Annotated in this window: 16 protein-coding genes; 5 read left to right on the forward strand and 11 right to left on the reverse strand. The window is 54.9% G+C overall.

The genetic code is table 11. The features are described from left to right. Nucleotides 1-56 precede the first annotated feature (56 nt). A complete protein-coding gene (locus Poly41_RS21110; RefSeq protein ID WP_231615820.1) occupies nt 57-1,595 on the forward strand; it encodes a hypothetical protein in 1,539 nt (512 codons plus the stop codon). A gap of 111 nt (nt 1,596-1,706) precedes the next feature. On the opposite strand, the gene Poly41_RS21115 is transcribed toward Poly41_RS21110, so the two are convergent. Next, the gene (locus tag Poly41_RS21115; protein WP_146528722.1) at nt 1,707-2,189 is read right to left on the reverse strand and encodes an ecotin family protein; all 483 of its coding nucleotides are present in this window, start codon (nt 2,187-2,189) and stop codon (nt 1,707-1,709) included. Nucleotides 2,190-2,384: 195 nt separating this feature from the next. After that, nucleotides 2,385-3,935 (reverse strand): aminotransferase class I/II-fold pyridoxal phosphate-dependent enzyme, encoded by a 1,551-nt coding sequence (locus Poly41_RS21120; RefSeq protein WP_146528723.1) that lies wholly within the window; start codon nt 3,933-3,935, stop codon nt 2,385-2,387. A 440-nt stretch (nt 3,936-4,375) separates the two neighbouring features. On the opposite strand from Poly41_RS21120, the gene Poly41_RS21125 reads away from it, so the two are divergent. After that, complete coding sequence (locus Poly41_RS21125) at nt 4,376-5,431, forward strand: NAD-dependent epimerase/dehydratase family protein (protein WP_146528724.1); 1,056 nt, start codon at nt 4,376-4,378, stop codon at nt 5,429-5,431. A 169-nt stretch (nt 5,432-5,600) separates the two neighbouring features. Next, nucleotides 5,601-7,064 (forward strand): FAD-dependent oxidoreductase, encoded by a 1,464-nt coding sequence (locus Poly41_RS21130; RefSeq protein WP_146528725.1) that lies wholly within the window; start codon nt 5,601-5,603, stop codon nt 7,062-7,064. 17 nt (nt 7,065-7,081) lie between these two features. Here the strand turns inward: Poly41_RS21130 and Poly41_RS21135 are convergent, their stop codons facing one another. From Poly41_RS21135 to Poly41_RS21145, 3 genes are all read right to left on the reverse strand, one after another. After that, the gene (locus Poly41_RS21135; RefSeq protein WP_146528726.1) at nt 7,082-8,605 is read right to left on the reverse strand and encodes a DoxX family protein; all 1,524 of its coding nucleotides are present in this window, start codon (nt 8,603-8,605) and stop codon (nt 7,082-7,084) included. A 137-nt stretch (nt 8,606-8,742) separates the two neighbouring features. Then, the gene (locus tag Poly41_RS21140) at nt 8,743-9,996 is read right to left on the reverse strand and encodes a PQQ-binding-like beta-propeller repeat protein (protein WP_146528727.1); all 1,254 of its coding nucleotides are present in this window, start codon (nt 9,994-9,996) and stop codon (nt 8,743-8,745) included. A gap of 370 nt (nt 9,997-10,366) precedes the next feature. Continuing rightward, a complete protein-coding gene (locus Poly41_RS21145; RefSeq protein WP_146528728.1) occupies nt 10,367-12,511 on the reverse strand; it encodes an outer membrane protein assembly factor BamB family protein in 2,145 nt (714 codons plus the stop codon). Here Poly41_RS21145 and Poly41_RS21150 point away from each other — a divergent pair. After that, on the forward strand, nt 12,503-14,536 hold the full coding sequence (locus Poly41_RS21150; protein WP_146528729.1) for a serine/threonine-protein kinase: 2,034 nt from the start codon (nt 12,503-12,505) through the stop codon (nt 14,534-14,536). The genes Poly41_RS21145 and Poly41_RS21150 overlap by 9 nt on opposite strands. Nucleotides 14,537-14,644: 108 nt before the next feature. Here the strand turns inward: Poly41_RS21150 and Poly41_RS21155 are convergent, their stop codons facing one another. After that, a complete protein-coding gene (locus tag Poly41_RS21155) occupies nt 14,645-16,015 on the reverse strand; it encodes a Gfo/Idh/MocA family protein (protein ID WP_146528730.1) in 1,371 nt (456 codons plus the stop codon). Between the two features lie 342 nt (nt 16,016-16,357). Then, nucleotides 16,358-16,534 carry a hypothetical protein gene (locus Poly41_RS34225; protein ID WP_197231494.1) on the reverse strand — a complete coding sequence of 59 codons (177 nt, stop codon included), beginning with the start codon at nt 16,532-16,534 and terminating at the stop codon, nt 16,358-16,360. A gap of 233 nt (nt 16,535-16,767) precedes the next feature. Here Poly41_RS34225 and Poly41_RS21160 point away from each other — a divergent pair, with 233 nt between their 5' ends. Beyond that, on the forward strand, nt 16,768-17,811 hold the full coding sequence (locus tag Poly41_RS21160; RefSeq protein WP_146528731.1) for a tetratricopeptide repeat protein: 1,044 nt from the start codon (nt 16,768-16,770) through the stop codon (nt 17,809-17,811). Nucleotides 17,812-17,839: 28 nt separating this feature from the next. Here Poly41_RS21160 and Poly41_RS21165 read toward each other — a convergent pair whose 3' ends face one another. From Poly41_RS21165 to Poly41_RS21180, 4 genes are all read right to left on the reverse strand, one after another. Then, the gene (locus Poly41_RS21165) at nt 17,840-18,559 is read right to left on the reverse strand and encodes a hypothetical protein (RefSeq protein ID WP_146528732.1); all 720 of its coding nucleotides are present in this window, start codon (nt 18,557-18,559) and stop codon (nt 17,840-17,842) included. A 177-nt stretch (nt 18,560-18,736) separates the two neighbouring features. After that, nucleotides 18,737-19,345, reverse strand: a complete 609-nt coding sequence (locus Poly41_RS21170) for a type II and III secretion system protein (RefSeq protein WP_146528733.1) — start codon at nt 19,343-19,345, stop codon at nt 18,737-18,739. 371 nt (nt 19,346-19,716) lie between these two features. Then, the gene (locus tag Poly41_RS21175; protein ID WP_146528734.1) at nt 19,717-21,366 is read right to left on the reverse strand and encodes a glycoside hydrolase family 5 protein; all 1,650 of its coding nucleotides are present in this window, start codon (nt 21,364-21,366) and stop codon (nt 19,717-19,719) included. Between the two features lie 99 nt (nt 21,367-21,465). Then, nucleotides 21,466-22,203, reverse strand: a complete 738-nt coding sequence (locus tag Poly41_RS21180) for an SOS response-associated peptidase (RefSeq protein WP_146528735.1) — start codon at nt 22,201-22,203, stop codon at nt 21,466-21,468. Nucleotides 22,204-22,301 lie beyond the last annotated feature (98 nt).

Here is a 22,301-nt window from a genome sequence, read left to right on the forward strand (position 1 = left end):
GCAGGCTCGTTCAGCGTTTGCTAACCTTTTGAATCATCGGAAACCAGGAGAATACATTGCGTCCTGAAACAATCGATTCGCAACCACGTCGGCAGTTTCTCCGCACCCTTTCGGCCGCCGGCGCCGCGGTGTCACTCCAGCAATTCGGTTTTCTTCGTCGCCTTCCACAAGTGTCTGCGTCAGAAACACAGCTTGCCCCCAACGCCGTTCAGTTTTCAGCGGACATTGAACCGCTGGTCCGACTACTCGAAGAGACACCTCGCGACCGGATCGTCAGCGTGTTCGCGGCGAAAATTCAATCCGGCACGAGTTATCGCGAGATTTTAACGGCGCTGCTGTTGGCCGGGGTCCGAAACGTCCAGCCGCGACCGAGTGTGGGTTTCAAGTTTCATGCGGTCTTGGTGGTTAACTCCGCTCATCTGGCCAGCCTTGCTGCACCCGACGGGGATCGATGGCTGCCAATTTTCTGGGCATTGGACTACTTCAAATCGTCGCAGGCTCAGGACGAACGTGAAGGTGACTGGACCCTGGCGGCGGTTGACGAATCAAGGCTTCCACCTTCCCATCGAGCCCGTCAAGCTTTTCGTGAGGCAATGGACGCTTGGGATGTTGAGGCAGCAGATGTCGCCGTGGCATCACTTTGTCGGTCCGCGAGCGCGTCGGCTGTGTTTGACTTGATGGCCCACTATGGATGCCGCGACTATCGCAGTATCGGACACAAGGCCATCTACGTGGCCAATGCCTTCCGAACGCTGCAGTGCATCGGTTGGCGTTACAGTGAACCGGTGCTGCGGTCGCTCGCCTATGCACTGCTGAACCACAGCGGTGAACCCAACCCGGCGACCAGCGACCTCGCCGCCGATGCGGCCTGGAAAGTCACCCAGGCGAAAATCGATGCCCTCGACGAGCAAGCGGACGGTGGTCGTGTTGATTCGGCAGCGACCTTGTCGTTGCTGGATACACTCCGGACTGCCACACCCAGCGAAGCCGTCGCGGCAACGGTGGAATTGTTATCACGCGGCGTCGCATCGCAGTCGATCAGCGACGCTCTCTTTTTGTCTGCCGCAGAGATGCTGTCGCAGCAACCCGGCATCATCTCGTTGCACGCCGCCACGACGACGAATGCGATGCAATTCGCTTATCGCACTGCCCACGAAGAACCAACACGCCGCGAGTTGATGCTGCAAAACGCAGCTTTCATTCCCCATTTCCGAAAATCCATGGAGTCACGCGGCGAAGTCGGCCTGGCACGAATCGATGCCACGGTCGAAGAAACGCCGCAACAGACACCACTTGATGTCGATGAAATCTTCACCCTCGTTTCGACGAACCGTAATCAGGCAGCGTCGGCCATGCGATACTATTTGAACGCCGAGGGACGTCCAGAAAGGTTGATCAACGCGGCGCAGCGGCTTGTTTTCCTGAAGGGAACCGATTCACACGACTACAAATTTAGCTCGGCAGCGCTCGAAGATTACTACGCCGTCTCGCCACCCTTTCGCAACGCCTATTTGGCGAGCGCCGCTCACCTTTTGCACGGCAGCGAAGATCGCGACAATGGTTTGATTGCGCAAGTCCGGAGTGCATTGGAGTAGGTTGTTGGCGAAGGAGCCAAGCGTACCGAAATAGTGGTCGTACCTTGGCTTTCTCGTTTTCTTGCGGTTTTCGTTTTTGTCCCCGAACAACGCATCCTGTGCGTCAGCAAGCTAGCCCTCTGGGACGGCTTCCGTTTTCTCGGGGGCCGTCCAAATGCGATAGCGAACGTTTCCATCCTTCGGAACATAGATAACCACAGGAATTCGACTGTTGTAGGGGATCATTTTCGACGTCGAAACAAATTGCTTGCTGCGAGGTGTGCCTGGTGGTACCGCCATCAGCGTTGAAGCCGCGGGTCCAAAACTTGTAACTTCGTAATAGGTGAACCCCCAACCTTCGAGCGGTCTTGCTTCAATCGTTGCACCCAAGCGGACCTGGTTGACGCCGTCGGTCAGCATGTCCTTGCCAACGAAAATTTCTACTCGAAAGTTGCCTTCCTCGTCTCGTTCCTTGTGCGGCAGCTGGAGCACGTATCGCAAACCACCCTGCTTGGCAGGCGGAAAAGCCTTTAAGTTTTGGTGGTCCTCGGCACAAGCAGCCGAAACGGGCAAGCAGAGCAATGCTGTGCAGAAAATTGTAAAGACTTGTCTCATGTTTTTATCCGAATGAATCACGGGGATCTCCCAGGGAATGGGCGGTTGAATACGTTTCGATGATTACACTTGCTCGTGTCAGCAGCATGGGAACGTCGCTCCCACCCCAAGAAGACGACTTTGACGAAAGCAGCGCCGACCTTATCCTATCGCGTCAAAAGGGCCCTACGACACGCTTGTCAGCGCTCCGCTGCATCAATCGATGATGCCGCATTGGCGTCCCGCGCGAGCGAGAACATCCAGGGCGAAGTCGAGATCCGACTGCTGATGCGTTGAAGTGATGCAGGTCCTCAAGCGAGGGGCGTCCATTGGAACGGCTGGGTAACAGACGGGAACGACCAGCAATCCTTCGCCCCGGCAAAGATGTGTAAACGCCATTGTTTCGTCGTTCGATCGAGTCATGATGGGAACGATCGGTGTTTCGCTAGCGCCCGTGTCGAACCCGAGGCGTTTCAGCCCAGCGTGATAGTACTCGATGTTCTTCCAAATTTGTGCCACACGTGACGGTTCACGCCGCAGCACCTCAAGTGCCGCGATCGCGACGTTTGCATAGACAGACGGCAATGCACCGCTGAAGATGTAACCACGGGCATGATGCCGTAAATAGGTGATGATCTGGCTGTTGGCCGCAACGAAACCACCGCTGCCAGCGAGCGACTTGGAAAGCGTGCCCATTTTGATGTCGACATCGTCGGCATCGAGCCCAAAATGCTCCTGAATCCCCGCGCCGGTCTTTCCCAGCACACCCATGCTGTGGGCTTCATCCACCATCAAAAGTGCATTGTTCTTTTTGCAGATTTCAACGACGCTCGGCAAGTCGACGATATCTCCCTCCATGCTGAAGATCGCGTCCACAACGACCAAAGTGCGGCGGCCACCGCTGTGGAGCAACAGACTCACCAAGTCATCCATGTCGTTATGCTTGAACTCTTTGAAGTCAGCCCCCGACATGCGGCATCCATCGACAATACTTGCGTGGTTTAGCTTGTCGCCGACGATGTAGTCACCGGGGCCTACCAACGCCGAAATCGTGGCGAGGTTGGCAACATAGCCGCTACTGAAGACAATTGCGTCGTCGGCTCGCATCCATTGGGCAAGTCGGAATTCGAGATCACAATGATTCGACGTGGTGCCGGTCAAGAGACGCGAACCGTGGTGCCCCGTTCCAAAATCGAGGATTGCGTCTTCGGCGGCACGATTGAGTTCCTCGTGGCCCAGCAATCCAAGGTATTCATAGGAAGAAAGCATGAGCATGCGTTTCCCTTCGCACTGCACCCAGACACCATCATGGGCGCTGATTTCCGGCTCGAACGGGTAAACCCCCTGCTCCTTTGCGGTGTTGACCTTGCGGTTCAAACGCGTGTAATAGCTAATTGGATCCTCCGCGATCCAATCGCCCTCACTTGGATCGGCGGGGCAATCGGGTTCCGTCGCCGCCACGCTGCCCAGGCCATTGCTAGACAAGTTGCCATGTGACACGGCCCCCGATGCTGAAACCTCTGGCAAGGAATCGAGGTGTGCAGCAAGATCACGAATGGAGTCAAGTTCGTAGAGGAGTTCGGGATTCATCCGTTTCTGGAAAGCATCCTCGATCTCTGCGGTGATCGAGATGGCACCGAGTGAATCGATCGCCAGGTCTAAGAAGGGCATGTCATAATCGATCGCTTGAAGGTTCATCGACATTTCACGCCGAAGCCATTCGCGTACGATCTTTTCAATGACTTCACACGATGTCGGTTTGGTCATCGCGATCTCTTTTCTTATTTGCCCCAAAGCCGTGCCCTCGAAGATAAGTACTCAATTTCGTCGTAGCGAAGGCCGAGTTCTTCGCAGATAAGGACCGGCATTGTAGCAACTTACGGTCCGTTTACGAGGGACAAAAGCGGTCAAAGGTCAGCAATTGAGAGCGATTCCAAGCGGTGGTCTCCGCCCGGAAATCAGGATGATTTCTGCGTAAAGAGCCGGTAACAGAAGTCCTTTCGGTTGTGGCGGCCTTCACTCCAACTCGCTAAAATCCCTGACATACACAATGCGGATGCGAGTCGGGGAAGGTTTGCGTGCTCCGAAACGCAAAGATCTCTGGTGCTTTTCAGGAGTTTGCTCGATACTGTGCTGAGTCGCGAATCGACTCGAAGTATCGAGAAAAACCTCACACCTTATCGTTTCATGCTTGAAGAGAATTCACCATGCGTGCGCTCGTGACAGGGGCCAGCGGTTTCATTGGGCCGCATCTCGTTAAGCAACTCAATCGCCTGGGGATTCACGTTCGATGTCTTGTCAGAGCGACTTCGGATTTGAGTGCACTGAGGCAACTCAACCCGGAGCTTGCTTACGGCGACCTGATGGATCCGGCGTCCCTAGCGTCAGCCACCTTAGGGTGCGATGTGGTTTACCATGTTGCGGGTCTGACGAAAAGCGTTCCCGCAGAAGTCATGTGGCGAGTCAATGAGATTGGGGGCCGGAATATCGCGCAAGCGTGTGCGAACCAGGGAACTCCCCCGGTGCTGGTTGTTCTGTCTTCCCTTGCAGCAATGGGTCCGGCAGGCCGGGAAAGGCCGCTGACCGAATCCGATCCTGCGAAGCCCGTTTCCAAATACGGCATGAGCAAGCGGAAAGGTGAGATTGCCGCGTTTGAATTCGCAGATCGTGTGCCGATCAGCATTGTTCGCGCGCCGATTGTTTTCGGCGAAGGTGATCTCGATGGATTGAAGCTATTCAAGTGCATTTCGAGTTGCCGATTGCACATGTTGCCGACGATGCGCAACTATCGGTTCTCATTCATTCATGCAACGGATTTGAGCAACGCAATGATGTTGGTTGCCCAGAAGGGGAATCGCATTTCGCAGTTGCAGTCGGACAAGGGAATCTTCCTTGCAGCTGCAGAGCAGAATCCAACCTATGGCGACTACGGACGCATGATCGGTAGGGCGATGGGGATCAAACGAGTGGTTACTTTGCCGAACCTTCCAACGACGACTTGGTTGATTGGCGCTTGCTGCGAGTTGTACGCCCGCGTTAGCGGACGAGCGCAGATCATGAATTGGGACAAGACCCGTGAGGCACTTGCCGGATCTTGGGCGTGCTCGGTACAGCGACTCCAAGCGGAGGTTGGGTTCCATCCTGAATTGCCCTTGGAAGAAAGACTGAACCAGACCGTCCGCTGGTATGTTGACCAAGGCCATCTGCCAAAACGCGCAATCGTGAACTGCACGGCTGATTCAACTGCGGGTTCCGGTGCTTGATCAACCGAGCCTCGCCACCAGCAGATTGGTGAATCTTAGGATTCCGTCGTCGGTGGGTGCGACAAAAGAGCACACTTGCCCTGCAATGCTGCTACGACGAGCAGAGGACAATCCAAAACCGCAATAATGCAACCGTTTGATAGAACTTGCATTTACGGAAGGAATAGCTGTGGACCGTCGTGATTTTACCAAGCAAGCACTGCTCTTCGGTGTGGGGGCTCAAGTAACGTTCGCCGACTCAGAGGCAAAGGCACAAGCTCCGCTCAGTGAAGCGATGTATGAAGAACCACCGAAGAGACTGCCCGTGCGGAACGTCGATGTGGTCGTCGCCGGTGGCGGAACCGCGGGTGTGTTTGCGGCGATTGCAGCAGCTCGCAGCGGTGCCAAAACCATGCTGATTGAATCGAAAGGCTATTGTGGTGGTATCGCCGTTGAAGGGGGGACGGCCATCCATAGTTTCTTCAATCTTTGGAAGGCCTTTGAGAATTGCGAGAAGTTGCAAGTTGTGCGAGGGATCCCCTCGGAATTTATGGATCGGTTGACAGCGATGGGAGGAGCAAGTGGCTATCCCGAAGTCGAAGTCGGATACAACTATGATTCCGTCTGTACGAACGTCGATACCGAAATGTACAAACTGCTGGCCTTTACCATGTTGGAAGAGGCCGGTGTCTTTGTCGCCGTCAACACCATGCTGACGGGTGCCATTGTGAACGAGGGTCATATTGATGGCGTGATCACGGAGAGCCGATCAGGCCGCGAGGCCGTGATGGCGAAGAGTTTCATTGATAGCACGGGGTATGGCGACTTGAGTGCTCGAGCCGGAGCTAAGTACACCGAACCTAATGATTACGCCTGCTGCAACAGCTTTGGCATGGGCAACGCCGACATCGGCGACTACTATCGATTCCTCAAGTCGCATGACTCCGTTGGCCAGGTCTGTCGCGACACACGCAGCGACGAAGAAGATCGCTTCTTCCGCATGGGGGCTGAGAAACTCGATATCCCCGGGCTGGTTGACGAAGCCAAGAAGATCGGCATGTCGATGGTCACCACAACCGTGCGTGACAACTATCTGATGTACATCAAGTGCAATTACAAGGTCCCGGGCAGCGTGCTAAACCGAGACGACGTGGCCAAAGCCGAGATTGAAATCCGCAAACGCATGGGCAAGGCCGTCGAGCTTTATCGCAAATATGTACCTGGTTTTGAGAACGCCTTCATTGCACGTACCAGTCCCTCGCTGTGCATCCGACGCGGACGTTGCATCGAATGTGACTATGACCTGTCGAACGAGGAGATCAGGGACGCCACCCACTTTGACGATGACGTCTATAGTTACAGTTTCCACGACATGGGTTGGAAAGAACACATCCGGGACGGCGGCTCTTTTGGCATGCCCTATCGAGCATTGTGTGTGAAAGGGATCGATAACCTCTACGCCGTCGGTATGCTGGTCACGTCCGATCACAAGGCCCATATGTCAACACGCAATACGGTCAGCTGCATGGCAATGGGACAAGCGGCCGGCACGGCAGCCGCGCTGTGTGCAAAACAAGGTGTCCGTGCACGTGAACTGGATTACGTTGACCTGAGGCTGGCACTCGAGAAGGCAAACGTGTATTTCGCCTTCTAAACGAAAGCCTCTCGCGTCTAGGCATACCACTCTCGTTTGCGGTCCTTTAAACGCTGCAACACGTCCAAGGTGATGTTGACGTCGTTGACGATCTGGAAATCGAACATGCCGACACAGATGAAATCTGCGCCGTGCTTGAAGGCCCACTTGAATCCGTCTTCAGGGGCGATCGCACCTGCGGCAAGCACTTTGAAGCCCATCACGGGGACCTCGGCCTGTTCAACGAAGGCGATGGTCTTTTCTTGGAAGGGACAAAAACAGTTGTCATGGAACTGATTGTGATCTGAACTTCGTGCCCCATCGACTTCGAACGGTTTGCGGTTCTCTCGCGGATGCGCGGACCAATAGTTATCGTGATGCATGGTCTTCATGTAGTAGTCAGGGATAATGCCCTGCTCTCGACACTCGATCAAGGAATCGACGGTGTGTGCTCCCAGACCCGCGACGTAGCCTTGCTCGCGAATGGTGTCGAGCATCAACGCGATCTTGTCGTACTTCTTATCACGGACCAGCCAATCACACCAATTGCCTTGTACTTGGATGATGTCGACACCGAAGTCGATGGCCTTGTTGATGTTGACCAGATAGTCATCGGTTTTCTTGTCAGGAGCGACCTGGCAAATTACCTTGATTTTACCACCGGTAACCTGCTTGTACTTTTGCATCAAGGCATTGGACGGGAAACCAATGTTGATCGCATTCACGCCAGCTTGCTCGGCCAGCATCAGGGTTTCAAAGATCTTCGCTTCGGTGTTGTAGGCTCGGAAAAGTGAAGGCACGTATCGCAAGTCGCGAGAGTGTGCCCAACCACCAATCAGGTTGCCCCCTAATACCAAACGGCTGATGCGATGATCGCCCAGCTTGCCTTGATCCAGCTCGCCTTTGAGTTCGCTCAGGTCGGCAGCACCAATCTTGATCGTAGCGCCGGACATGGCATCGACGTCCTCTGGCTTGCGCTGGTGGAAGGCCCCCCACCCCATCACGCCCAGAGCAGGCAATGTCACCAAATTCTTCAGGGATTCTCGGCGTGACGAAACGGTTGCAGGAGCGATGGATTCAAGAGGATCGGACGTCGTTCGCTTGAAGAACGAGAGCAGGAATTCTTGCAATCCGTAGCCCTCTTCTTTGATCAAGACCAGCGCCAACAGGGTCAGTGCTTCGATGAAAACCTTATTGACAATGAACAGGTTGCCGTCGGTGGCTCCCATCACGGTCCCACCGAACGGTGGATAAGCAAAGTAATAGAGAGTCAACAACAAGACCCCGAAAACCGATGCAAGTCGCGTGGCAACTCCCAGGAAAAGAGCCAGCCCAATGGCAATCAGACCGTACACATTGGCTGGATTCACAATGGCCATCAATGCTTCGGAGCCAGCGAGCCAGTGATAAAATCCCGCAAAAGGACCCGTTGCATGAGCGAGGTAACCGGCTGCGGTCCAATCACCCGCCAGCCATTTTGTGTAACCTTCGTATAGAAAATGCCACCCAATGGCCATTCGCAGGAGGGTGACAGCCAATGGTTTGCATTTTGCGGTGTTCATGGTCACTCGATCCTAGGCGGGACAAACGGGTGCGAGGACCTAAACGGTCAGCGTACCGCCCCATTTGATAGGATCTATCTTAGCCGATCGGCACAGCGGGAGCCATGCATATCCAGCGGAACGCGGGGGCAACAAGACTACTTTGGGGCCTGGACGTTGAACGCAAACAGCAGATCACCGTGGCGAACATAGAGTCGGCCGCCGCAGACAACCGGATGCGCCCACGATTTGCCCTTACCCCCAGCGGGAATCGTGAACTCACTGATCAATTCGTGGCCCGTCGGAGTTGGCTTGACCAATCCCATGCGCCCACGATCTTCCGACAAGGTGTAGAGTAAGCCGTCCGCGCAGGTGAGTGATCCCTTCCCCACACCACGATCGGTATACTTGGTTTCGCCCGTTTTCCAATCGAAACAGACCCAATTTCTACTGCTGTCGGCACCATAGATGTATCCATCCAGATGAATCACCCCACCGTGATGGTTGTCCATGTCTTTGGATTCCCAGGCTCTTGTGGCGGTGATCTCGCTGCCCGTCGCCGTGAGCTTGACCATTTCGGAACCGGCCTTGTAACCCGAACTGATGAAGACTTGGCCGTCAGCATAAACGGGTTTCAAGGCATTGACATCGTATTTGGTAAGGTGCTCATAACGGAAAAGCAACTGTCCCGTATCGGCAGCGACACCGACCATCGCCTGGCCGCTCATGGCCAAAACGATGCGTCGACCCGCGAATTCCACGATCGTGGGAGTCGCATATCCTGCTTTGTCGTCGACGGCTTGCGCAGCCCAAACGGTCTCACCCGTCATCTTGTCCAACGCAACCACACTTCCTTGGGAGCCGAAGGGACAGCAAATGAGGTTGTCACCATCGATGATCGGAGATTCTGCCAGCGCCCACTTGATGTTCTCTCCCCCAAACTCTTTGAGCAAGTTCTTGCCCCAGAGCTGTTTACCCGTTTGGGCATTGAGGCAAACGAGATCACCCAGCGGCGATTCAAAATACAGGCGGTCGTTGTCAAGGGTTGGCGTTGATCGCGTGCCTGGGAACGACTGCGTCCAAGCGGGGCCGCACTTCGACTGCCACTCGATTTCGCCGTTCAGGTTCAGCGCGAAAACAACCGTCTGGTCCTCAATGTTTCCGGCCGTATAGATCAATCCGTTTGCCAAACTGACACTTGAATAGCCCTCGCCCATTCCCTCGGCTTGCCAAAGCAGTTCGGGACCTCCCTCAGGCCACTGGCTCAACAATCCCGTTTCGGTTGAGATATTGTCACCGATGGGGCCGTGAAATTGTGGCCAATACGGCTGGTCGTCGCTCGCGAAGGTGAAGTTGACTAGCAGAATCTGCGTCACAACAAATCCGGCTATCCATTTCTTTGAGAACTGCATTGGGAAGGCTCCTGGGGATATTTGAGGAAGGTTCCGGTACCACAGTGCGAGTCCAAATCAACGAACAAACAGGCCCAACGCTTGCGAAAACCGGCAAGGCACGATTGTACTTGCTCATGGCATCCTTCGGCAAGCGTCAGCCTCGATCCGTATTGGCCAAAGTCTTGTTTTCGTGCGACGGCGTTGTCTCCCGGTAGAGGCTCGCTACCGCAGGTCACGCCGCCCTAGAGCATTTCCAGGTATGAGATAGGTTCCCACAGGCAAGGGAGGTCAGGTAACAAGAGTGCGAAGCACCCTTCGGGCCATTTGGCTGTTGCTACCTGACCCCTTTTCCGATTAGCTCACATTATTTGCAAAAATGCTCCAGGGATCAAAAGTCGCTGAGATTGTACTTGAGACCCAGTAGGACCACAGCAGATCCGTAGAAGGCTGCAAAGGCAAACAGGGTCAGCGAAAATTCGGCCAACAGAAAAACCGGTCTGTTGCGAGTGGTCATTACACGACTGAAGAGCAAGATTGGGCACGAGGCGGCGAACCCGCACAAGAAGACCCATTCGGTCACCAGACTGAGCCGCCGACAGGCATAGTAGTATGCGAAGCAGACAGCAAGAAAGAGGATTGCGACGATACGGTCTTGCCACTTTTTCAGTCGCGTTGTTGGTTCCTTCCTCCTGCGCATGGCCGATTGGTAAACAGCGATTTGAAAAGCAAAGAACAACGTGACCGGCCAGGTGAAGACAAAGTCTCGCGATGCAAGACTGGCGACGCTCCCGACGATTAAGCCAAGCACCATCGCAGTCGCCCAGAACCACCATCGAATACGGTGGCTTGATAACGAACGTTTGCATCTCCAAATGAGGCAAACGAACAATCCAGCGCTGCCAAGAATCGCAAGAGAGCTCAAGAACCAAATTCGCAGCCACCGATAGGTTGGTGGGTCCATCGAATAGTCTGGTTCGACGCCGAGAAGGGATGCAAGGTCGACCACACTGGATTGCGGAAGATCGCTGACCGACAGGGGCTCGCCGCGTGCGACCGTTGCCATCAAGGCTGGCTCTCCGATGTAAATACAGACTGCGCGGGTGTGATTCCGGAGGAAGAGACGGCCTCGATCGAGTGCAGGCGACGTCCAGCAAATATCACCCTTGATCGCTGGCGTCCGCGCCAGCTCAACGTATTTGTCGGAATCAATTTTGGCGAGGATCAAATCGCCCAGATCATTCAGCACGATCAACTTGCCATCCGCCGCGATCAGACTTGCTTGCCCTATGGTTTGACGCCGCTTGTTCTCCTCGTAGTCGGTACTGCGACGAAGCTTGGCGTCACCGTTGGACCAAGAGGTTTTCCCGGAAAGCCAAGTGATGGAGCGAAAGGCTCCGCGTGACGGTCGATGCGCTTTCGATTGTGCTTCAGCTAAGTCGAATCCGTACAAGTGCTCGTCAACAAGAACGCTAGACGAGACGTCGTTCGACATCACCAAACTGTCCCAAACACGCTCGAACGACGCATTTTGGCCACCGCTGAGCCGCAGCAATTGTGAGCCCGCTTGGAAGGGGGCAGAGGTCCACAGGTACGGCTCGCGGAAAATTGGCCATGCAGCGTGTTCGTCGTAACCATTCGACAGGTGTTGTCGCCATAGTTCACGACCGGTGCCCAGGTCGAAAGCGGCCAAGTCGTTTTCCAGATAACCGATCACCTGGCGATGACCGTCAACGGTGATCGGAAGTGCGGGCGTGTAACTTGCAGAGGCGTCGCCCGATGCCCAAAGGATGGAACCATCGGCCGCGTCGAGCGCCACCATACAAGCACCTGCTCCGCCAACAGGCATAATCACTTTTCCATCGAAAACCGTCGGAGAACAAGCGTATCCAAAATCAGTCCCCTTTCCATCAAACTTCGTCTTGAGTTCCTGCTGCCAAATCAGTTTTCCGTATTCATTCAGGCAGCCGACGGCGCCCAAGGGAGTTGAGAAGTAGATGCGGTTGTTGGCGATCGTGGGGGTGCTTCGAGGGCCCGGGTAGAGTCCAGTAGCCTCGAACGGCCAATCATACCGGTAACGCCAAATCGGCTGGCCATCGGAAGCATCGAGACAGATCACGAATTGCCCAGCCAAAGATTGATACTGTGTGTAGGCGCGATTGTCTTTTACAACCCACGATGAATACCCCTGACCAAGCTCGGTTACCCACAGAACAGGCGGACCATCGTCAGGCCAAGAGTCCGCGAGCCTGGTTTCTGACGAAATTCCGTCGTAGTTCGGGCCACGGATGTGTGGCCACCCTGTGTCTACGACGTCAGCGTCGAGGAAGGGATTGTCGTGCGTTGCAGGTTCTTGACCCGAAAGGATGATGGGTAGGATGCAGTGCGCCGCAAAGATTAGCAATCGGTAGGCGTGAACGCGACACATTTTAAAAACCAACATTTCGCGGCTGAGCTTTTCTTTCAGCATACACGCATGGGTGTGTCCGTGCTCGGCAGCCCCATTGGCATCGATTAGAATTAATCGATGACACATTTTGACGAGACAATCGCCGGCCCCCCTCTACCACCGTCCGACCCTTCACCTAACGCTTGTCAAACGTGCGGAACCAAACTGGCAGCGAAGTTGGTCAACGGTCGCTGTCCCGAATGCCTGCTTGCACCAACATGGGTCGAGCCCAAGAAATCGTCTTCGCTGGATTCAGACATCGCAGAAACGATGGAATCGAAATCCGCGGGAAGTGGCGTGGACGAGCCAACTCCTCTCGAACTCGGCTCAAAAGCAAAATCATTCGGCAATTACATTCTATTGGAAGAGATTGCGCGAGGCGGGATGGGAGTGGTCTACAGGGCGCGACACCAAACGCTAGGTCGAGAAGTCGCTTTGAAGCTGATCCTGAGTGGCCAATTTGCTTCCGACAGCGACATCCGACGTTTTCAATTGGAGGCGGAATCGGCGGCCGCATTGGATCACCTTGGGATCGTCCCCATTTATGAAATCGGCGAACAAGACGGGCACCATTTTTTTACGATGAAGTTGATCGAAGGTGGTTCGCTCGCCGATAGGATGACCGAGTTTCAAGGCGACATTCGCAACTTCGTTGATCTACTTGCCAAAGTTGCCAGCTCGATTGACTACGCACATCGTCGGGGGATTCTGCACCGGGACATCAAGCCAGCAAACATCCTGCTCGACCGCCAAGGCGCCCCCGTGGTCACGGATCTTGGTTTAGCAAAACACATGCAGGCCGACAGTGACTTAACGGGGACCGGTGCGATCGTAGGGACGCCAGCCTACATGCCGCCCGAACAAGCAACCGCTTCCAAAGAAATCACAACCGCCGCGGATGTCTACTCACTTGGTGCCATCCTTTATCAGGCATTAACCGGCCGCCCACCTCACCAAGCGGAATCGGCGGTCGCGACGCTGATGCAAGCAGCCAAGGGCGACATCCAACCGCCAAGTGAGAGAAATCGCAACGTTGATCGAGTGCTGGAATTGATCTGCATGAAGTGTTTGTCGCGCGATCCAGATGACCGATACGCATCAGCCGGTGCCTTTGCCCAAGACCTTCGGCATTGGCTTGCCGGCGAATCGGTTTCAGTACGAGCAAAATCGTTCACGTCGATCTTTGGCGACCTCGTTACCAACCAGCTTCGATCCGCTATCGGTGCCATGCTATTTGGCGTCCTCGGTGGCATCTCGCTGGGCTTGCCCATCTACACCTCGTTCGCCAACCGGTTCTTCAGCAATGAAGGAGCAAGGTTCCATATCGGTCGACTTCGCGAAACGCTGCCAGGTGTCGACCTACGAGATCCCTGGTGGCTGTATCCTCCCTCACAGCTTTTTGGCCCTATCGCACTGCTCGGTATCCTTTTCTGCTTGATACTGGGAATTCTCATCCAGCGAGTCGTGCGTCCCAAGGACATCCGCCAAGCGGTCGCGATCGGCTTGGTTGCGGGATTGCTGATGACGATTGTCGAGTTTGGCATGTATGGTATTTCTGCGAATTGGCAAACCTTCGCCGTGGCGAATGCTGGACAGATCGAAACACTGGCTGATGCTGGCTTCGCAGGTCCAAAGGAGCGTCAAGAAGCCGTCGAGGAATTGCACCAGCGGTATCCAGACTTGCGAGCCTTGCCGGATGATCAGAAATCTCAAACGATCGCCCAACTCATCTCGACCCAAATCATGATTGCCAGCCCCCCGGTCGCGGTGAGTTGTTTGTCGGGATGCTTGATATTCGCCACGGTTTTTTGTCTGTTTGGAACGGTCCACGCCCATCGACTGGATCACACCGATTTTCATTGGGCGAACCGACTGCTTCGCTATTTGGAGGTGATGCTGCTGCTCTTCGCCGGCGGGCTGTTCGCCGCCATCTGCGTTTTTGCGTTCAACGGCATGCTTGACGACGGCGACCATAAGGTCCCCCTTTCCCTGCAGTTGCTCGGGCCCCTTGGTTTGTGCATCCTTGCCGTGCTGCCGGGCTGGTTGCACGCGCGGTGGTACCTGCGATGGAGCGGCTACGCCCTCCTCTACGGCATCGTGCTCATGGCATAGATAGTTGCACGAGCCCTGCGCTGACAGAAATTCGATTCCATGAAAAATGCCGGCCCCGTATCGCCGAGGCCGGCATTCATCAATTACATCTGCTTCGCTGGACACAAACTACATGTTGATTTCGTAGCCCTTGCGGTATTCGCGAGACAGGAACGAGTTGGCTTCGGCGTCGCCGATGATTTCTCGCTTGGTGGGGTCCCAATTTAGCTCGCGATCCAAACGCATGGCAATGTTAGAAAGGTGACAGATTTCGAGCATGCGGTTGTGCGACCATACGTCCGAGATCGGTTGCTTGCGTGCCTTCATTCCCTCGATGAAATTGGCCGTGTGGTTAGCGCTTACCTTTCCGCCATAAACCTCCTCGATCGCTCCTTCGGGAAGCGGATTGGACTCAAGATCCTCAACCGGTTTGCCAACGATCTTGCCGCGGTTGACGAAGAATCGCCCTGCGGTTCCTTCGAAAAGAATCCCATTGTCACCTTCGCTGGTGATAATCATTTCGACATCATTGGGCATCGCAACTTGGATATTGAATTGGGTGGCGACGTTGTACTGGTCATCCACCACTGGGAATCCATTCTTGTACTCGACCGGCAACGTGTAATCGAGCGGCGTTACTTTGCTGGGGCCTGTGTCATCGGCTCCCAGAGCCCAGGTCGCGATGTCCACATGATGGGCACCCCAGTCGGTGAGCTTACCACCAGAATACTCGTGCCAGTTTCGGAAGGAGTAGTGGCAGTTGCTGTAGAGCGGCACGCCTCCACCATAACCCTCTCGCAGTTCGGGGAGAGCACGGTAATCGACTTTCGGTGCCGGACCGAGCCAGAATTCATAGTCGAGCTCTTCAGGCACAGGAACCACCGGAATGACGGGCGAAGCCACCATGCCGTTAATGCCGCACGTCACTTTCTTGACCGTACCGATCCGTCCCTGCTTTACCAATGCGATGGCCTGAAGGAATCTCTCATCACACTCAGAACGCTGCATGGTTCCGACCTGGAACACACGACCGGTCTCTTTCACAACCTTCTCAAGCAACTTGCCTTCCGCGATCGTCAGCGTCAACGGCTTTTCACAGTAGACGTCTTTTCCCGCGTACATCGCTTCGACCGCAATTTTGGTGTGCCAATGGTCGGGCGTGGCAATCATCACCGCGTCGATGTCTTTGCGATCGAGTACCTTGCGATAGTCTTTGTAAGCATCGGGGGCCTTGCCCTGCTGCTTCTTCGTCTTCTCTACGTTGGCTCCGAGGACGTTCGAGTCGACGTCGGCGAGTGCCGCGAAATCCGCAAAGCGGAACGACTTGCTGGTGATGGTCCATCCCTGGTTGCGAAGGCCGATGGTCGCGAAGACCGGACGTTCGTTCGGTGACTCCGCACCGAAGGCTCGGTTTGCTGCGGGGTACAGCATCGTTGCGGTCCCTGCGGCAGCGACGCCCTGGAGGAAACGGCGGCGTGAGGTTTGGCGAGACATTGACATCAATGGAAATCCTCTTGGGGGGAAAACAGACCCGAAGTCTATTGGGGTAAAATGTAAGCCATTTTAGGATAACCAAAGTCGTCGCCGTTTGCACTCACCGGTCCTTTGGAGACCAGGGCAATCCGTTCTTGATCGATAGGCGGTGAGCGACGATCCATCTGAATCATCGTCACATCGGCCCGATATTCTGCTCGTCACCCTTCGGTAAACACGCCTCCCCCGACGGAAAGTGGACGTCTGTCTCAATCCGATCCCCCCCTGCAAACCGCCATCCCGATGAGGCGGCCCCGGGGCAGAGCGGATTCATTTGCGACCGATGAGGATACCTGGGATCGCGAACCGTCAGCCATCGTTGTTGACGCGATTGTAATTGGGCGATCCAAATCGAACCGCGACATGCACCTGAGCCTCGATGTAGTGGTCGAGTTCACGGCCAGGTGGACAAACGAGGCGTGCCGCAGCAAGCGAAGCGATTCGCTCGACATGGTCAAAAGCCAGTTGCTCGTTGGGCGTTAGCATGATCTTTAGCCAAGTGGACGGAAGTGCTCGGTTGCCGCCAGGCTCGAATTGCAGTTTCAGTTGCAGGCGATTGCGGCGTTGATGGCGGCTTGACCTGTTTTCCTATCCGTTGGTTCGATACCAAGCCTACTCTGTGCCTTGTTCTGCGGCACCTTTGGCTGCGGCACGTTATACTCAACACTCAATCCCTTCGTTCAAGTTCTCTGGTTCCAACCACGGTTAGGCAAATCGCCATGATCTCAAATCCGCTGCCTCTTCTATTCCCCCTCTTGTTTCTGACGTTTTCGGCAGCGACTTGCTTTGCTGCGGACGCGCACAGTATCGCTCGGCTTGGCGGCCAAATGGACGCGAAAGCCAAGACGACGGTCGAGCAGCAAGTCGCGAAGAATCCACAAGATATTGAATCACGGACCAAGCTGCTCGGATACTACTTCATGAACGGGCGAATGGATCCTGATGCCAAGTCCGAAAAGCGACGTCATGTGTTGTGGTTGATTAAGAACGCGCCGGAGTCGGAAATACTGGGGCTACCCTACAGCCTCCTTGACAAGCATCTCGATCCCGAGGGATACGGCAATGCAAGGGAGGCTTGGCTGAAGCTGACCGAACAGTCGAAGAATCTCCAAGTGTTGGCGAACGCCTCGCAATTCTTCTTGCTTGGGGACCGCTCCATCGCAGAAGAGTTACTGCGGAAGGGCCAGCGACTTGATGCGGAAAACCCAAGTTGGTCCAAATCGTTAGGGCAGTTGTATTCGCTGGGGCTCTTCTCGGTGACGGACCAAGGACAACGTAAACAGCTTGCCGAGAAAGCATTTCAGCAATTCGATATCGCTTACCATCGCTCCTCGACGATTGAAAAGGATTCGTTATTGGAAAGCCTTGCCAAGTCTGCCTTGGAGGCTGGCCGGATGGATGACGCCAAACGGTTTGCGGAAGAGATGCTCGAAAATGACGAAGCGGGCTGGAATCGAGGAAATCGAATCCACCACGGAAATCTCACTCTTGGTCGCATCGCGTTGCGTGAAGGCGACGTCAACGAGGCGAAATCTCGCCTGCTCAGCGCCGGCAAGACGCCGGGGTCGCCTCAATTGAATTCTTTCGGCCCCAATATGCAGCTTGCCAAAGAGTTACTCGAACAAGGAGAGACCGAAGTCGTGCTCGAGTACTTCGCTCTTTGCGATAAATTCTGGAAGTCGCCACAACGCAAACTTGAGCAATGGATCGAAGACGTCAAGGCGAATCGCACGCCTCAATTTGGAGGCAATCTCGCTTACTGAGGGACAAACTCGCTACCAACGACTACGGCTAACCATCAGCGACGTTCGTTGGCTTGCAAGCGTTTCCTCCAATTTCGTTTCGCAATTGCTGCAGATGAGCAATCTTCTTTTGCATGCTTGCGATCTCTTCATCGATTGAGGCAACGCTACGGAGATCGATGGGCATCAGCAAGGCGTCGCTGCGAGATTCCATCCTGCTAATCCGGTGCAAGATCGGGATCACCAGCGAGATGGCCGCCGCTACAATCGACATCGCAGCAACAAAACGCCAAACCCCTTCCGAGTCAATCTCTGCAAAAATGATGACAGACAACAGTGCGGCCAATCCAAAGATGATCTGAGTCCCGATAAAGTAGACCCACCGAAAACGTCCGGCTAACTTCGCGATCGACAACAAGCAAACATGCACGGTCGCGACTGCAGCGATGCAAATCACGATGGCTGACTTCCAGAAGAGTTCGGACTGAAGATCGCCCCACATCCCCAGCAGCAACATCACGGCGGCAATCCCCGTCATGACCAGCCCTGACCGGGGCAGCAGGTTCATGCCAAACGGTGTCTTGGACAAATCACAAGCCAATCCACACAAACTGGATACAGCGATGATCACCGTCGTCAGCATCACGCGCACCTCGAACCACCCCCATGTGTTGCGAAGCACAAGGATGATGCCGAGAATTGCACCGGCAATCACTGAAACAATCAGAGCATAGAGCAGCGGCTTCTTGAAACTCGGTGACTCGGACATGGAAATCGTTCCAATTTATTGGAGTATGGCCAGTGAACCGGCTGTCCAGCTAGAGCCCACTTGAATTCGAAATGCGCGCGGAAATCGGGAATCGAAAAAAGGAGTGACCATTGACCGCGTGCTACTGCCATGAGGTAGCGGCGAATGGTTCGGTTCTAACCGTTACGAATTGGAAACCTACTTGTCGGGAGATTGAGTCAGGGTGATCGTTGTCGCGATCGTTTCACCGTTGCTGACGATGCTGGAAACCATGGCGAGTTCGCCGAGCGGAATATGGAGCAATGAGTCAACTTCCGACGTCCCGAAGGTCGGTGTCCTGTCATCAGGAATGTCGCCGACAACACGCGAGGATTCGTATTTGAGTTGTATACGAACCCTGTCGTTTTGGGCGGTTGCCAAAACGTGAAGTATCGTGCCAACTTCCATCGTTTCCATTACCTTTTGCGCGGGATGGCTGCCATTTGAAATGATCCCGGTTACCACAGGCACTCGACGTGTGAATTGGGCGGTCGCTTCAACACCGTCCGCGACCGATAAACCAACGGACTGCAAGTGCGTAACGGTTTCACCTTGCGGACCTTGCTTCAGCATCTGCAGAACCTCGGCTGTACGGAGCGAACCGAGTCGCGGCGTCGTGATTCGATATTCGCTGACACTCACGAAATAGCCATGCGGGGCACCGATCTGTGGCGGTTTCATCGGTGTCCGATCCGGATCGCTGGACTGGCCGATTGCCTCGCACGTCAGGATCGCTAAAGCGAGAAGAGAGACTGTCAGTCGATTCATGGAAAGCTCAACTTGATTGTTGGAAGTGACGCCGATACCGATAATCGCTCGGTACAAATTCGAACATCATCATAGCACTCTGCTCCTGGCAACGCAGCCAAAACCAAGACCGGTACGGTATTCCAGCGAGCCAAAACCCGCAGAACCGACCGACAAACACCCCAACGCAACGGCCCGATTGATCCCGCCCCCGCGTGAACCTAGATGGACCGTCAGCATTAAATTTTCAGGGTAGTGGATTTCGCCAGAAATCCGTAACTCAAATGTTCTTAGGGACTTCTGGCGAAGTCCACTACGCGCCAACTCGCAGTTTTAACCTTGACGGGCCACTGGGTAGGGCTCGTCTTCCGCAAATCAGCCTCTCCCATCGCTCACGGTTTTTGGTTCTTCGAGAACCACTTCAGCAGCAACTTTTGTCGATCGGTGGGCTGCGTCTTTGATTCGTGATCGTTCGGGTCGTCATTGTGTTCGACACTCCATCCGTCCCATTCGCGGTAGGCGTGGTAAGTCCAGTCCCAATCATATTCTTCGAACAAGTCGATACAGTCCGACAGGTACTGAGCCGCACCGGGTGCCCAGCGGATTGCACTGAACTCGCCGACGTAGATATGCACGTTGTACGCCAACTGAAACTCACGCACCGGCTTCAATACGGCGCGCAGTGCCTGTTGATTCCATTGTTTGCCCTCAATCATCCCTGGGTAGGCGATTCCGGTCACCTCGTTTTGGACGCCTTGGTGAGTGAACGAGTGCGGGTCGTAAAGATGAACTTGGTAGATAACCCGAGGTACATCGACCGGTTCCAAAAATGGGTAGCCTCGAGCCGAGTCCCACTCGCAAGCTTCGATAAAGATCGGCACATCCGAATCGATCGTTCGAATGGCTTTTGCCGCTCGAACTTGCGTCCCCAAGTAATCGGGTACCCCGGGTGGCGATGGATCATTTTGTACCGGCTCATTGACGAGGTCATACCCCCACACCGCCGAACGTCCCTTGTAACGCGAGGCGATCTTTTCCCACAGCTTGACGTAATGATCTTGGTAGATGGGTTCATGGAAAATCGCTAAGTCACGATTTTCATATCGGCCACCGGGAGGGGAGTGCATATCGACAACCACTTTGATTCGGTAGCGCTGGGCAGCCTCGAGCACCTGGTCAAGGTCGGCCAATTCCGCATCGATCCAGCGATCGTATTCGTCGAGTTCGCGATCGGTTCCGGCTTGGTTCCAATTGCGAGTGATTTGCCAGCGTATCACGTTGGCGTTCCAGTCTTCGGCAAGGGTGCGTAGATCCTGGTCACGAAACGTATTGGGTGACATCACGCCACGCAGCCGCGGTAAGTGGTGCCCCTTGAATACAGGACCCCGATTGAGGGATGGCGTGGGCCGCCTCGGCAATGGCTTTCGGAAGACTCGAATCTGAATCTCGTCAAAACAAACTCGGCCGCTACTGCCTTGCAACCCCAACTGAATCACCCCTCCTTCGGCGTCGGGGGCGATGGTTGAAAGGAATCCCAGGTGTCGCCAACCGAATGTGCCGTGGACATTTTGTTCATTCTGCCACTGCGGGCCATTGGATTCCGACTGATAGTGCAGCATGAACTTGACGCCCAAGTGGGGCTGGTCGGGCTGCGTCACCTCATCCGCTTTCGCCATACAATCAAATACCAATTGATAGCCACGATAGGGCGTCAAATCAAACGGCATTGTGATCATTCCCGATCCCGTGCTGCTTTCCTTCGGAACGGTGATGCAAAGGGACGTCGAATCTCGCAGGCCCGGTTCCCATTTGGCAAAGTCCGCATCGGACCAAACAGCTTGCTGGTCCGTTGTTTCAAAGTTCATTTCGAACACCACGTCGCCCGGTTGCGGCGATGGAGACGGTTGGCCGTTGGCAAGCGAAACGCAAAGGAACACCAACCCAAACGGAGCGAGAAGCGAAGGAGCGAAACGTCGTAGGGCGGTACGGCGGCAGCCAAGCGAGCATGCGTTGAAAAAGAGGCTTGGAGTGAATGTTGTCATGACGGGGGGCGTGGAGTGAGTGGAGGGAAGGGGGTGGGAAGGGGGTGGGAAGGGTGAAATGCTATTCGATCATTTTGATCAACCGATCGTCGGTTCCGATCAGAACGCGAATGGAAATCCGATTTGGCCAAGCTCGCTGCGTTGTTTGTCTCGATCTCGGATTTTCGTGGCTTTTCGTTTGACCCAGCTTGGTGCCATGTCGCGCACATGGTGATAGGTCAATTCGGGATTCTCAGCATAACGGTGCAGGAGGTCCAGCATCTCGGCGGTGGAACGTTTTGTTGGCGCTGTCCAAGGATCGATTCCTTCGTCGCAAAGGAACAGTGGTTGGCGATGGTGACCGTGCTCCATTACATACGTTGACGCTGGCCGCATCAGAAACGCCATCGTGTGTTGCTCGTGACGATGATCCGGCGACTTCCAAACGCGATAGATCCCTGCGACATGCAGCAAGTCGCCCTTGGGACGTTGGAAGGACACCTCGCTACCAGCGGTTGGTCCCCAATAACAGGGTTCGCGGAAGGAGTTCAGCGGAAGCACGCATCGGGTTTCCCTGAATGCGTCTTTCCATGGCCATTTTCCGGCAGATTCGATCCGAGCATTATTGAGTGGCCGTTTCGGGTCCGAGGGAGTTGGGCAACCGGGTGGCGAGAAAGAGAACTGCATCGGACGGAGTTCACGCTGCCCCTGGGCGCTGCTCATCACAGCGGGGGCGATGCTACCGGGAAAGACATCGTTGGCCGGATCTCCATACGCTCCCGCATCGCCAAACAACGAAGCCTGATAGCGATTTGCGAGTTCAAAGGGCGAAGTGCTGATGGAGTACCGATTGCACATTGAATCATCTTTGATCACAGAACAGCGTTAGCTGAAATCCAAAGTAAAGATAGGGGCAACGCACTAGGATCGCCAGCGCCGCCGATCTAGAATGCTGG

Origin of the sequence: Novipirellula artificiosorum (genome assembly GCF_007860135.1) — a bacterium.
Classification (GTDB): domain Bacteria; phylum Planctomycetota; class Planctomycetia; order Pirellulales; family Pirellulaceae; genus Novipirellula_A; species Novipirellula_A artificiosorum.

What these genes read in the sequence shown, in the direction of transcription:
- Poly41_RS21135 (WP_146528726.1), bottom strand. Translation starts at nt 8,605, where the DNA reads ATGAACACCGCAAAATGCAAACCATTGGCTGTCACCCTCCTGCGAATG.
- Poly41_RS21140 (WP_146528727.1), bottom strand. Translation starts at nt 9,996, where the DNA reads ATGCAGTTCTCAAAGAAATGGATAGCCGGATTTGTTGTGACGCAGATT.
- Poly41_RS21180 (WP_146528735.1), bottom strand. Translation starts at nt 22,203, where the DNA reads ATGTGCAATCGGTACTCCATCAGCACTTCGCCCTTTGAACTCGCAAAT.
- Poly41_RS21125 (WP_146528724.1), top strand. Translation starts at nt 4,376, where the DNA reads ATGCGTGCGCTCGTGACAGGGGCCAGCGGTTTCATTGGGCCGCATCTC.
- Poly41_RS21150 (WP_146528729.1), top strand. Translation starts at nt 12,503, where the DNA reads ATGACACATTTTGACGAGACAATCGCCGGCCCCCCTCTACCACCGTCC.
- Poly41_RS21160 (WP_146528731.1), top strand. Translation starts at nt 16,768, where the DNA reads ATGATCTCAAATCCGCTGCCTCTTCTATTCCCCCTCTTGTTTCTGACG.
- Poly41_RS21120 (WP_146528723.1), bottom strand. Translation starts at nt 3,935, where the DNA reads ATGACCAAACCGACATCGTGTGAAGTCATTGAAAAGATCGTACGCGAA.
- Poly41_RS34225 (WP_197231494.1), bottom strand. Translation starts at nt 16,534, where the DNA reads ATGCTAACGCCCAACGAGCAACTGGCTTTTGACCATGTCGAGCGAATC.
- Poly41_RS21175 (WP_146528734.1), bottom strand. Translation starts at nt 21,366, where the DNA reads ATGACAACATTCACTCCAAGCCTCTTTTTCAACGCATGCTCGCTTGGC.
- Poly41_RS21155 (WP_146528730.1), bottom strand. Translation starts at nt 16,015, where the DNA reads ATGTCAATGTCTCGCCAAACCTCACGCCGCCGTTTCCTCCAGGGCGTC.
- Poly41_RS21165 (WP_146528732.1), bottom strand. Translation starts at nt 18,559, where the DNA reads ATGTCCGAGTCACCGAGTTTCAAGAAGCCGCTGCTCTATGCTCTGATT.
- Poly41_RS21115 (WP_146528722.1), bottom strand. Translation starts at nt 2,189, where the DNA reads ATGAGACAAGTCTTTACAATTTTCTGCACAGCATTGCTCTGCTTGCCC.
- Poly41_RS21145 (WP_146528728.1), bottom strand. Translation starts at nt 12,511, where the DNA reads ATGTGTCATCGATTAATTCTAATCGATGCCAATGGGGCTGCCGAGCAC.
- Poly41_RS21170 (WP_146528733.1), bottom strand. Translation starts at nt 19,345, where the DNA reads ATGAATCGACTGACAGTCTCTCTTCTCGCTTTAGCGATCCTGACGTGC.